The organism is Streptococcus lishijunsis, assembly GCF_047290665.1.
In the GTDB taxonomy this organism is placed as follows: Bacteria; Bacillota; Bacilli; order Lactobacillales; family Streptococcaceae; genus Streptococcus.
In genome coordinates this window covers 45273-57163 of sequence record NZ_JBLBUC010000011.1, presented here as the reverse complement: position 1 = coordinate 57163, position 11891 = coordinate 45273, and the positions used below count along the sequence as shown (strand labels likewise).

Genomic DNA, 11891 nt, shown 5'->3' with positions numbered 1-11891 from the left:
CAGTGAGTACTTTCTCCCGTCGGAGATGTCCTCACTACTAATCTTAGTATGTTTTTATTAAGACAGTCGCTCTTCTTTGACATAATTAATCGGTAACCACTCTAATAATGCCTCTAGTTGCTTGCTCCAATAATACCATTCGTGCTTGCCATGACTGGTATGGTAGTCAATCATCAAACCTAACTCACGAAATTCCTCAACAGCCTCTTGGTTGGCTTCGTATAAAAAGTCCTCATAACCACACCAAGCGTAATAATGTGTCTGTTTATCCGATGCTTTAGCAAAGGTTGACAGACTATTTGCCTCAATGGTTTTGTCATCAAGTCCGCCAAAGATAGCCGACCAATAAGCACTTTTAGTGTCTGTATTATTTTGAAGAGCTTTTTCATCGAATTTTAGTGCTCCTGAAAAAGAGGCGGCGTAGGAAAAGCGATTGGTCTTCATGGCGATTTTAAAAGCGCCGTAGCCGCCCATGGATAGACCTGCAATAAAGGTTTTGTCACGCTTGGTTGACATATTAGGGAAAAAACGATGTAAGACTTGAGGTAGCTCTATAGCTATGGCATCATAATAAGCCATCTGATAGCTCGTATTGGTGTACCAGCCAAGATCAGTCGAGGGCATCACAACTATCAGATTCGTATGGCGCAATAATCGCTCAATAGGTGTTCGCTTACGCCACGAATTTTCATTGCCACCCATACCGTGTAATAGATAAAGGACAGGAATATCCTTATCATCAACCTCTTCTTTTGCGATTTCAAAAGCATCTGGGTAGATAACATTGACCTGACGCTCCATCCCTAGCGCTTTTGAATAATATTCAATCGTCATAAATGCCATATCATAGCCTCCTCATGATAAAGAAAGATTGCCCAAAAGGCAATCTTAGTTGCTAACGCACTTCCATCACCACTGGAAGAATCGCAGGGCGACGTTTGGTCTGCTCAAATAAAAACTTACTGAGGGCATCACGAACAGCCCCTTTTAGCTCACCCCACTCAAAACTGTCTTGAGCCAAGTAATCCTCAACCGTACTATTGACCAAATCGGCGCTCTCACGCAAAATGTCACGGCTTTTTTTCACATAGACAAAACCACGTGTGTGCACTTTAGCTCGTGAAATAATGGTCTTTTCTTTCTTGTTAACGGTAATGGCTACGATAAAGATACCGTCTTCTGAGAGCACTTTACGATCGCGAAGGACGATATTGCCGACATCACCGATAGCATTGCCATCTATCATGACATCACTTGCAGCCACACCACCTTCATGAAGAAAACCATCCTCATGTAAGACCATTACATCACCACGCTTGACGATATAGATATTTTCAGGATACATACCGACTTCTTCTGCCAAATTAGCATGCGCTATCAAGTCACGGTACTCACCTTGGATAGGAAAGAGGTACTTAGGTTTCAATAAGTTAATCATCAACTGCAGATCTCTGCCATTAGCATGACCTGACACACGAAGATTTTGAGTGATGACCTTGACACTACCACCAGCTTTGTAAATCAAATTCTCTGTGCGTGCTACTAAAGCTTCTTGAGCGATACTTGGTGTTGTGACAATAAAGACCAAATCACCTTCTTTGATTTCCACATAACGATGGCGTCCTGCTGTCATCTTTTGAAGCCCATTGATAGGCTCACCCATACGTCCAGTCTCTAAAATCACCAATTCATGGTCTTCAAATCGGCTCATATCTTTTGGTTTGATGAGTAGATTGGTATCTTCTAGACGGATTTTTTTCATGCGAATAGCTGTACGCACGATATTTTCGACATCAAATCCTGTAAGCACTACCTTTCGACCATGCTCAGCTGCAGCATCAAAGACTTGCTGGATACGCACAAGATTGCTGGCAACTGCTGCCACAATCACGCGCCCTGGTGCTTCTGAGATGACATTATCAATCTCATCTCCTACCTCAAATTCACTAGCTATCTGGTCAGTGCTTGTCGCATTGGCAGAGTCAGACAGCAAGGCAAGAACACCTTCTCGACCGATTTCTGCCAAACGCCCAAGGTCTGTTTGATAGTATTTACGAGCGGCTTGGTCAAATTTAAAATCACCTGTATAGACGATGTTACCTTCCTTTGTTCCAACGACAATCCCCATACTCTCTGGAATAGAGTGCGTCGTTTTAAAGAAAGACACTACCGCATCTTCAAATTCAATCTCAGTTTCGCTGTCAATCACATGAAAATGATTAAATTTCTTGACAGAGCTGTTATTTTTAACGAATAATTTAGCCAACTCAATGGTCAATGGTGAGCCAAATACAGGTGCCTTCACCTCTGAGATCAGATAAGGCAACGCTCCGATAGCATCAGCATGCCCATGCGTGAGAAAAATCCCTTGAACACGCTTTTTGTTCTCAATCAAATAATCCAGGTTGGGAATAACAACATCCACCCCCAATTGTTCATTTTCAGGGTATTTCAATCCTGCATCTAAGACGAAAATAGCATCATTGACTTCAACAACGTATAAATTTTTACCATTCTCACGAACGCCACCAAGCGCCATGATTTTGATATCTGTCATCATCTCACTCCTTTTTTGATATTTTGATTACATACGGTCCTTATCTCCGTGTGATAAGTCGAATTACAGCATTTTTATTATACCATACTTTTTCCATTTAGTGCTAAAGGGTCTGCTATCTACCACAAAATTTGTCAGCCAAGTGCCAACTAATCGTAACATAGTCTCCAACCTTTTAGTACAATTGTAAAAATAGCTATGTTATAATAATGGTCTATTGAAAGGAGTTTGAAAATGAGCGAAAATAAAATGAAAACACTTGGCTGGATTGCCACTTTTATGTCTGTCATGATGTATGTATCCTACATCCCGCAAATTATGGACAATCTCGCTGGACATAAAGGAAACTTTGTACAACCCCTAGTTGCCGCTATTAACTGTAGTCTCTGGGTTTACTATGGGCTCTTTAAAAAAGAGCGCGATATTCCACTAGCCGCTGCCAATGCCCCAGGTATTGTGTTTGGTCTTATCACTGCCCTAACGGCACTTATCTAATGAAATGAAGCATACGCAAAATCCCCTTTAGCTAAAGGGGATTTTTGATAGTTTACTCAAAGAGTTGGTAGTAATCTGCTAGACTTAACTTCGCCTTTTCTTCCTGCTTCAAATCAGAAATGATTTTGCCTTCTTTCATGACCAGTACACGATTCCCATATGTCAGAGCGTCCTCCATATGATGAGTAATCATCAAGGTTGTCAACTTATCTTTTTGAACAAACTCATCTGTCAATGTCATCAAAGAGACACTTGTTTTAGGATCGAGAGCCGCTGTGTGTTCGTCTAAAAGTAACAATTCTGGGCGCTTCAAGGTCGCCATCAACAGACTTAGGGCTTGACGCTGACCACCAGATAAGAGACCTGTTGGGGTTTCCAAATGCTTATCAAGACCATTGCCTGTCTTTTTCAGTAAGTTTGTAAACTCCTCTTTAAAGTGGTGGATACCACGTGGCACAAAGCGACGTTTCTGACCACGATAATTGGCTATCAAGAGATTTTCAGCAACCGTCATACGAGGAGCTGTCCCCATTTTAGGGTCTTGAAAGACCCTCGCTAAATAATTGGCTCGCTTTTGAGCTGGAAGATGGGTCACATCCTGCCCTAAAATCGAAATGCTTCCACTACTTAGCATCAAGGTCCCTGCAATCACATTAAACAAGGTTGATTTGCCAGCACCATTACCACCTAAAATCGTAATAAAGTCATGCTCGTAAATGGTTAAATCAACATGATTTAAAATCGTTTTGACTTCATCAAAGCCGTTATTAACCTCTACTGTAGCATCTTTTAGCTCAATTACAGCTGTCATCGTGACCACCTCATTCCTTTAAAAAGTTTTTGCTTAAAGACAGGTACCATTAAGCAGATAGCAAGGACAATAGCACTAAAGAGTTTGAGATAATTGGTATTGAAGTGAAGCGCAATGACAAGGACAATTAAAAACTGATAGAATATTGACCCCACAATAGTAGCGACTAGACGCTCAGGAAGCGTCAAGCTAGACGCATAGAGCACCTCACCGATGATAATACTTGCTAGCCCAATAACGATAACACCAATACCTTTAGACACATCGGCATAGCCGTCTTGCTGACTAACAAGAGATCCTGATAGAGCAATCAAGCCATTTGAGACGACAAGCCCCATAAGCTCCATACGGTCTGTATTGATACCGAAGCTCCTTGCCATATCAGGATTATCCCCTGTTGCGATATAAGCTTGCCCTAGACGCGTATAAAGAAAATAGACAACTGCTAAAATAGCGATAACCACCGCCAAAAGACCTAAAACTAGTAAATTGACCTCATCATCAAAGGGAAGGTAGTCTTGGATACGCTTGTGATCTGACAAGCCGAGATTAGCGCGTTGCATCACCATCAACATAATAGAATTACAAGAAGTCATCACCAAGATACCAGCTAAAATAGTAGGGATTTTCCCCTTAGTATAAAGAAGACCTGTCACTAAACCAGCCAACATCCCTGCTAACATCCCTGCTAAAGTCGCCAATAAGGGATCGACATTCTGATTGATCAAGGTGACGGTCACAGCGCCTCCAAGTGGAAAGGAGCCTTCTGTCGTCATATCTGGAAAATTTAAAATCCGAAAGGTAAGGTAAATCCCTAAACCAAGAATCCCCCATAGGAGTCCTTGTGATACAGATGAAATAATCATAATATTCTCTTTCTATTTATTCTGCCACAACGATATCTGCTGTTTCTAAAACATCAGCTGGAACGGTGATGCCTAGTGCTTTGATAGCTTTCATATTTAAAGTCACCTCACCAGTATCCACAATCTCAACAGGTACTTCTGATACTTTTTTACCTGCTAGTAGCTTGACGGCTACCTTGGCTGTCTCAAGCCCTAGATTGTACTGACTCTGTGAGATAGCTGCAATACTGCCTTCTTTAACCATGCTATCAACACTCGAGTAAACAGGCAGATTAGCTGTATTAGCTACATCGACTACCGTCGTAAAAGCACTAGCAATCGTATTGTCCTGTGGGACAAAGACAGCATCCACTTGTCCTGTCATCACAGACATAGTCGTTTTGATTTCATTAGTCGTGGGTACAGCATATTCTTTCACAGTTAAGCCTGCTTCTTGGGCATATTTTTTAAAGTCAGCTACTTGTGAGACAGAGTTGTCCTCACTGCTAGCATACAAAACACCGATAGTCTTAGCAGTAGGAGTCAAGGTTCCAATCAATTCTACCGCTTGCTTGATAGGCGTTTTATTAGAAAGACCTGTGACATTTCCTTCTGGTTTTTCAAGATCTTTAACAAGCTTTGCACCAACAGGGTCAGTGACTGCTCCCATTACAACTGGGATATCTGAGGTTGCCGATGCTAAGGCTTGAGCTGCAGGAGTCGCAATACCAATCAAAACGTCATTATCCGCAGATACTAACTGACGACTCATCGTCTGAATCTTACTTTGGTCACCTTCAGCATTTAAAAGCGTCAGCTCGACATTATCTCCTGAATACCCCGCATCAGCTAAGCCATCTTCAATCCCTTTTTCAATCTCGTCTAACGCCTCGTGAGTGACGTATTGTAAGATCCCTACTTTAGCAACTTGATGAGTGCTCTTTGTTTTGGTATCTAATTGTTTATAGATAAGCGAACCACACACCAACAAGGCTATGGCAATAACTGTTAGAATCAATGCTTTATTTTTCATGAATAACTCCTTTATGATAACTCCTCTTATTTAGACAATCAAAAAGCGCCTGATAGTAACCTACCATGCGCTATATAGAGTAATTGACTAGCGCATAGACACGTTTTGATGTACACCAAAAGTCGTATCTATGCCATACACATAAATACGAGTCTATCTACGCCAATCTTTAGCTACTGTATAAACCGTATATGTCATGCTAGTCTCCTTTCTTGAATCATTGATGTTTTAATTATACACTATATTCTGACAATTGGCAATAGCTTTTTTAGTTTTTCTTCCCTCTGACACTTTAGTCTATGTTATAATAAAAAGACCAAACAACACAAGGAGAGAAATAATGTCTTTTGATGGTTTTTTTCTACATCATCTCACAAAAGAGTTACAACACAAGCTAGCTGGGGGACGTATCCAAAAAGTCAATCAGCCCTTTGAGCGTGAAATGGTACTTGCTATTCGTCAAAATCGCACCAACTATAAGCTCCTCCTATCTGCTCATCCTGTCTTTGGACGTGTGCAAATCACACAAACTGACTTTCAAAATCCTAAACACCCCAATACCTTTACCATGATTATGCGTAAGTATCTCCAAGGAGCTGTCATTGAAGGTATCCGTCAGATAGAAAACGACCGTATCTTAGAAATAACGGTCTCCAATAAAAATGAAATTGGCGATAAGGTCAAGGTAACACTTATCATTGAAATCATGGGCAAACACAGTAATATCATGCTGGTCGATAAAGCCGAAGATAAAATCATCGAATCTATCAAACACGTAGGGTTTTCTCAAAATAGCTATCGCACCATTTTACCAGGAGCTAGCTATATCGCACCACCTCAAAGCACTGCTCAAAATCCCTTCACTATCGCTGATGACAAACTCTTTGAAATCTTACAGACGCAAGAGCTTACGCCTAAAAACCTGCAACGGCAATTTCAGGGATTGGGGCGAGATACTGCTTACGAATTAGCCAAACATCTAGAAAGTAATAAACTCAAACAGTTTCGTGCTTTCTTTTCTCAAGAAAGCTCCCCTTGTACCACAGAAAAATCTTTTGCTCCTGTCGCTTTTAGCGATGCTCAAGAAAGCTTTTCTGACTTTGGTGACTTGCTTGATTATGTCTATCATGAAAAAGCTGAAAAAGATCGCATTAGCCAACAAGCAAGCGATCTTATCCATCGTATTCAGTCTGAGCTTGATAAAAATATCAAAAAGCTAGCCAAGCAAGAAAAAGAATTAGCTGATACCGATAAAGCAGAGCTATTTCGCCAAAAAGGAGAGCTGTTGACCACTTATCTGTCTATGGTCCCCAATAATCAAGAAAAGGTCGTTCTAGCCAATTATTACACCAACCAGGATATCACGATTTCGCTAGATAAAGCACTCACACCGAGCCAAAATGCGCAGCGCTATTTCAAAAAATATCAAAAACTAAAAGAAGCTGTCAAACACCTAACCACTATCATCCAAGAGACTAAAGATACTATTAGTTATCTTGAGAGTGTCGAAACAGCTCTCAATCAAGCTTCACTAGAGGATATTGCTGAATTACGCGAAGAATTAGTCGAGACAGGCTTTATCAAGTATAAACGCCATGATAAGCGTCAAAAACGCCAAAAACCTCAAGAATTCTTAGCCTCTGACGGCCAAACCATTATCTTGGTCGGGCGAAATAATCTTCAAAACGATGACCTATCGTTCAAGATGGCTAAAAAAGGCGAGCTTTGGTTTCATGCTAAAGACATCCCTGGTAGTCATGTGCTGATTAAGGATAATACCACACCTAGCGATGAGGTCAAGACAGATGCTGCTGAGTTGGCCGCTTATTATTCTAAAGCTAGACTCTCTAACTTAGTGCAGGTGGATATGATCGAAGCCAAGAAATTACATAAACCAAGTGGTGCTAAACCTGGCTTTGTCACTTATACAGGCCAAAAAACACTGCGCGTCACACCCAACCCAGACAAGATAAACACAATGCTAATCAAAAAATAGACAAGGTCATCTTGTCTATTTTTATTCACTCTTATCAATATCTTTTTTGAGTTCATCCACATTAAAATGAGCAAAGAGGTATTTTCGGTCTTGAACAGGGAAGCGCTGATCGAGCTGATCAACGGCACCCACTTCAACGACCCCTTCCTTAATCACAAAGTCCATGACATGCCCACCAAAGCTATGATCGCTTGAAATAAAGTGAAGATGATAACCTGCCACACTAACACCATGAAACATCTGGGGCGTCCAAAAACCCACAATCGTCCCTGACACATGCTCTTTAGTGTACTCGGGCTGTCTCACAGCGACATCAGCAAATTTGACATCTGGCGTTGATTTGGGAATCATACGGACATGCATCCTTGCAAAATCCCCTGTAATCTTAATCGAACGAAACAAATTGACCCCGTCATAATAAGATTCAATACGCGATTCTAATTCCTTATCTGTCATTTCAAAGCGTTGCTTAAAAATAACTTCAGCTTGATGGGGAACAACCGCTGCATAAGGGACCTTGACATCTGGCGAGACCTCAACAACAGCTACCTGACCTTTTGAACTTTTAGCTTGGTAGGCCTTTCCGTCCAATACAATCAGCTCACCATCAATAGAGTCAAGAGTGCCAATGCCTAAATCACCGTGTTCTAATAATTCCCCAATTGTCAAACTCCCACCATACAGACCAGCCATCAAGGCACTCAAGGTATTGTATTGAAATAATTTCACTGCTTCTGACATATCTTTCTCCTACAACTTGCTTAATAGACACCTATTTTCATAAACCTGATGCTCCACCATGACATAATAAAATGGCTTAGCTGACACGTCAATCACTCTTTTCTAAGATAGCTTACAAAATCATGCATTTCCATATCATCAGCAACATAAGTGAGATAGCGCTCTGCTAGCTCACGCGCCTTGTCTTGATAACCATAAGCATGAAGGAGATAAGCATAATCTTTCAAAAAATCAGGATTATCTGCCAAATCTTTAGCAACATCTTGATAAAGCTCATAAGCCTTATCTTCCTCTTCTAAAGCGCGATAACTACGAGCGATATTCCACTTGGTGAGGACATTATCAATACCTTCTTTATCTAGTGCAACAACCTCTTCATAGCGTTCTTGCTCCAGATAAAGGTTCGTTAAGCGCATCAGCACTTCCTCATCATCTTCGACCAACTCTTTAGCTTTTAAGAGATAACGCTCTGCTGCCTGACTATCATGGTTTTCATAAGAAAGTTGTGACGCTAATAATAACAACTGCCCATCAAAACTATTTTTCCCCAAACCTTGCTGTACTAATCTTAGCGCCTCTTTTAGCTGATGTTCTTGACGTAGCGTGAGCGCATAAGGGTATTCATAACCTGCAAAATCAGGATTTATAGTATCTAGCTGTTTGAAATAAAGCGCCGCCTTTTGGTACTCTGTCATATCGTAAAGCAGTGTTGCTAACTCAAAGACAGTCTGGTCATCATAGGCTATCTCCACTGATTTTTCTAAAAATTCAGCTGCGGCTTCAAACTTCCCAAGACTAGCATAAATGCGTCCAATACGTTGGTAAGTCGAGATGCCTGTCTGCTCTAAAATCATGCGATTATCCAGACTAGCATAATGCTTTAGAGCTTCTTCAAAGCGTCCTAGACCAAGCTCTAACTCTGCCAATCCTAAAGTAATTAAAGGATCATCGCTGATAGAGTGGGCTAAGACAAGCTTGTCATGAGCCACATCATCCAGACCTTCCATATCATACAAATCCGCCATAACCACAAGAGCGGTGACATAATCATCACTATCTTCTGGGATACCCTCCAGATACAAAAACGCCTCTTCAATAGCACCGTCTTCAGCAGCGATTTGGGCTAAGTTGATTGCTACGTGCGGATAATCCTCTCTAAGAGCAAGGTAAATGCGCTTGGCATCTTGTAGAAAGCCGATACTCTCTAAATACTCTGCCAATTCTAACAAGAGGCTACTCTCATCTTCTCTCAAAGCTTTCTCAAGATATTGATTAGCTTTTTTTAAATCCTGTTGCTCTAAGGCAACTAGCATTTTTTCACTATTTGACATTATCTAGTGCCTCCTCTTCCTCTACGTCCTCATAAAGACCACTAACAACCTTATACCAAGCAAAAACTTCCTTGACAATGACCTTTACAGAAGCATAAATTGGAATACCTAAAAAAACGCCCCAGACGCCAAACATAGCCCCTGCTGTCAATAAAATCAACATGATGGTAATCGGATGAATGTTGAGCTTAGTGCCTAAAACAAGCGGTGACACAAAACGTCCTTCAATCGTCTGCTCAATCACAAAAACAATAGCCACCTTTAATACCATCACAGGACCAGCTACAATCGCTAAGATAAAAACTGGAATCTGAGCTAGAAAACTACCTAGGTAAGGAACCATATTCAAGATACCTGCGATAATCCCTAAGGTGACACCATAACGTAGTCCAACGATACTGTACATAATAGCAAACATCAAGCCAACCACAATAGCTACGACAACCTGTCCTTGCACATACCCTGCTAATTGGTTATTGACATCTGATAAAATCCGTGAAAAAGAACTTCTTGTCCGTGTCGGTAGCACCTTTAAAATGCCACCTTTCATCTGATGCCCATCACGTAGCAGATAAAATAAAATAAAGGGCGAAATCACTAAAGCAACCAAAACACGAGCAAAAGCGCCTGCAAAATTGCTAGCCCATGATAGTGCATTTTTAGAAAAACTCTCCGCATAGCCCACGGCCTTGCCACTGATGCTGTTTAGCATCTCATCTAGCTCACCTTGATAATTGCGTAGCAAAGGATGCGCCAAGATACCGTTTATTTCTTTATTGACCGTTTGGATATAGCTTGGTAAATCATCGATGAAATGCCCTAATTGCCGTGTAATCAAAGGAATCACATTAGCAAATGTCATAACGATAATAGCACCAATGACCAAAAACACTAAGAAAATAGCTAGGTTACGTCCTACCCCTTTTTTCTCAAGCATATCCACTAAAGGCTTTAGAAGGTAGTACAAAAGAGCCGAGATGACTAAGGGTAAGAGGATGATACTCAAAAAATCAAGTACTGGGCTAAACAAGGGCGAAATTCTCACCAAAACCAAGAGGGTCAACCCTGTAAGTAGGGTAATTATAATGGCAGTTGATGCCTTATTGTTTAAAATCCATCTGAAAAACCATGTTTCTGAAAACTGTTTATCAGGATGCTGCTTCATATCAAAAACTCCTTGCTTACTTTTTGTTGTCATAAAAGATGACACTTTTATCTACCAAGCGTTGCTTATCATCATAGCTAAACTTCGCTGAAAAAAAGGGAACATCATCTAAAATCCACTTAAATAAGGCATAGTCACCTTCCCAAGTAGGCTTTGTCAACACCTCGTCATAAGGCACCCAGGACAGTGTCCCTTCTCGTGACTCTTCGTCTGAGATGAGCTCGCCCTCAAAACCCGTCACCTTAAAGACATAAGTGTACCAGTCTGTCTCTGGGGTAAAGTTAGGAAAGGTAATCACACCTCTAAAGTCCATCTCCGTCACCTTGAGATGAGTCTCCTCTAGGATTTCACGCTTAGCGCATTCATCAGGACTCTCTCCTGGCTCTAGCTTACCGCCCACAGAAATCCATTTTCCCTCATGCACATCATTGGGCTTTTTATTGCGATGTAACAATAATAGTTCACGTCCATTGTCAATATAACAAATCGTTGCTAACTGTGTCATTAATCTCCCTTTCTTTCATTCTTATCTTTTACATTATAGCAGATTTTCACGCCAAATTTACAAAAAAGACATCAGGTCACAAAATAAAATCAATTACTTGAAAACTCTTTCAAAATATGATTAAATGAGTTATAAACCTAAGGAGATTATAACTATGAATCCAACAGAATTACTCAATGAAGTCAAAGACCTCATCGCTAAAAAAGACATCAATGCTGCGAAAGCCTTTATCGACGAGCATAAAGATGACCTAGGCACTTATTTTGACCAAGCTAAATCTCTAGTCGAAAAGGCTGGTGGTCTTGACAAGGCACTAGATGGTCTCAAAGGGCTTTTCAACAAATGATACCTAAGGTCATAGTCTATCATACTTCTGACCTTATTTATCGCCTAGATTTATCTGAAAAGGAAT

Annotated in this window: 12 protein-coding genes; 3 read left to right on the top strand and 9 right to left on the bottom strand. The window is 40.8% G+C overall.

Annotated elements, in window-relative coordinates:
• Positions 1–57 precede the first annotated feature (57 nt).
• The gene (locus tag ACLN19_RS05960) at positions 58–843 is read right to left on the bottom strand and encodes an alpha/beta hydrolase (RefSeq protein WP_413384308.1); all 786 of its coding nucleotides are present in this window, start codon (positions 841–843) and stop codon (positions 58–60) included.
• A gap of 52 nt (positions 844–895) precedes the next feature.
• Positions 896–2557 carry a ribonuclease J gene (locus tag ACLN19_RS05955; RefSeq protein ID WP_413384306.1) on the bottom strand — a complete coding sequence of 554 codons (1662 nt, stop codon included), beginning with the start codon at positions 2555–2557 and terminating at the stop codon, positions 896–898.
• Positions 2558–2791: 234 nt separating this feature from the next.
• On the opposite strand from ACLN19_RS05955, the gene ACLN19_RS05950 reads away from it, so the two are divergent.
• The gene (locus tag ACLN19_RS05950) at positions 2792–3052 is read left to right on the top strand and encodes a SemiSWEET family transporter (protein ID WP_413384304.1); all 261 of its coding nucleotides are present in this window, start codon (positions 2792–2794) and stop codon (positions 3050–3052) included.
• A 52-nt stretch (positions 3053–3104) separates the two neighbouring features.
• Here ACLN19_RS05950 and ACLN19_RS05945 read toward each other — a convergent pair whose 3' ends face one another.
• From ACLN19_RS05945 to trpX, 3 genes are read right to left on the bottom strand one after another with little or no spacing between them, the layout of a single operon-like run.
• Positions 3105–3863, bottom strand: a complete 759-nt coding sequence (locus tag ACLN19_RS05945; protein WP_413384302.1) for an ABC transporter ATP-binding protein — start codon at positions 3861–3863, stop codon at positions 3105–3107.
• A complete protein-coding gene (locus ACLN19_RS05940; protein WP_413384300.1) occupies positions 3860–4729 on the bottom strand; it encodes an ABC transporter permease in 870 nt (289 codons plus the stop codon). The genes ACLN19_RS05945 and ACLN19_RS05940 overlap by 4 nt, the downstream gene beginning before the upstream one ends.
• 16 nt (positions 4730–4745) lie before the next feature.
• Positions 4746–5741 carry a tryptophan ABC transporter substrate-binding protein gene (gene trpX / locus ACLN19_RS05935; protein ID WP_413384297.1) on the bottom strand — a complete coding sequence of 332 codons (996 nt, stop codon included), beginning with the start codon at positions 5739–5741 and terminating at the stop codon, positions 4746–4748.
• Positions 5742–6081: 340 nt separating this feature from the next.
• On the opposite strand from trpX, the gene ACLN19_RS05930 reads away from it, so the two are divergent.
• The gene (locus ACLN19_RS05930) at positions 6082–7737 is read left to right on the top strand and encodes an Rqc2 family fibronectin-binding protein (RefSeq protein ID WP_413384295.1); all 1656 of its coding nucleotides are present in this window, start codon (positions 6082–6084) and stop codon (positions 7735–7737) included.
• A 21-nt stretch (positions 7738–7758) separates the two neighbouring features.
• On the opposite strand, the gene budA is transcribed toward ACLN19_RS05930, so the two are convergent.
• From budA to ACLN19_RS05910, 4 genes are all read right to left on the bottom strand, one after another.
• Positions 7759–8478 (bottom strand): acetolactate decarboxylase, encoded by a 720-nt coding sequence (gene budA / locus ACLN19_RS05925; protein ID WP_413384293.1) that lies wholly within the window; start codon positions 8476–8478, stop codon positions 7759–7761.
• A 92-nt stretch (positions 8479–8570) separates the two neighbouring features.
• Complete coding sequence (locus ACLN19_RS05920) at positions 8571–9809, bottom strand: tetratricopeptide repeat protein (protein ID WP_413384291.1); 1239 nt, start codon at positions 9807–9809, stop codon at positions 8571–8573.
• Positions 9799–10974, bottom strand: a complete 1176-nt coding sequence (locus ACLN19_RS05915) for an AI-2E family transporter (RefSeq protein WP_413384289.1) — start codon at positions 10972–10974, stop codon at positions 9799–9801. Before ACLN19_RS05915 ends, ACLN19_RS05920 begins: the two co-directional genes overlap by 11 nt.
• Before the next feature lie 16 nt (positions 10975–10990).
• Positions 10991–11479 (bottom strand): NUDIX hydrolase, encoded by a 489-nt coding sequence (locus ACLN19_RS05910; protein WP_413384287.1) that lies wholly within the window; start codon positions 11477–11479, stop codon positions 10991–10993.
• Positions 11480–11633: 154 nt separating this feature from the next.
• Between ACLN19_RS05910 and ACLN19_RS05905 the strand changes: the two genes are divergently transcribed.
• Positions 11634–11825, top strand: a complete 192-nt coding sequence (locus ACLN19_RS05905) for a hypothetical protein (RefSeq protein WP_413384285.1) — start codon at positions 11634–11636, stop codon at positions 11823–11825.
• The last annotated feature ends 66 nt before the right edge of the window (positions 11826–11891 follow it).

Coding starts and splice junctions, on each gene's coding strand:
- ACLN19_RS05960 (WP_413384308.1), bottom strand. CDS start 843: ATGGCATTTATGACGATTGAATATTATTCAAAAGCGCTAGGGATGGAG.
- ACLN19_RS05955 (WP_413384306.1), bottom strand. CDS start 2,557: ATGACAGATATCAAAATCATGGCGCTTGGTGGCGTTCGTGAGAATGGT.
- ACLN19_RS05950 (WP_413384304.1), top strand. CDS start 2,792: ATGAGCGAAAATAAAATGAAAACACTTGGCTGGATTGCCACTTTTATG.
- ACLN19_RS05945 (WP_413384302.1), bottom strand. CDS start 3,863: ATGACAGCTGTAATTGAGCTAAAAGATGCTACAGTAGAGGTTAATAAC.
- ACLN19_RS05940 (WP_413384300.1), bottom strand. CDS start 4,729: ATGATTATTTCATCTGTATCACAAGGACTCCTATGGGGGATTCTTGGT.
- trpX (WP_413384297.1), bottom strand. CDS start 5,741: ATGAAAAATAAAGCATTGATTCTAACAGTTATTGCCATAGCCTTGTTG.
- ACLN19_RS05930 (WP_413384295.1), top strand. CDS start 6,082: ATGTCTTTTGATGGTTTTTTTCTACATCATCTCACAAAAGAGTTACAA.
- budA (WP_413384293.1), bottom strand. CDS start 8,478: ATGTCAGAAGCAGTGAAATTATTTCAATACAATACCTTGAGTGCCTTG.
- ACLN19_RS05920 (WP_413384291.1), bottom strand. CDS start 9,809: ATGTCAAATAGTGAAAAAATGCTAGTTGCCTTAGAGCAACAGGATTTA.
- ACLN19_RS05915 (WP_413384289.1), bottom strand. CDS start 10,974: ATGAAGCAGCATCCTGATAAACAGTTTTCAGAAACATGGTTTTTCAGA.
- ACLN19_RS05910 (WP_413384287.1), bottom strand. CDS start 11,479: ATGACACAGTTAGCAACGATTTGTTATATTGACAATGGACGTGAACTA.
- ACLN19_RS05905 (WP_413384285.1), top strand. CDS start 11,634: ATGAATCCAACAGAATTACTCAATGAAGTCAAAGACCTCATCGCTAAA.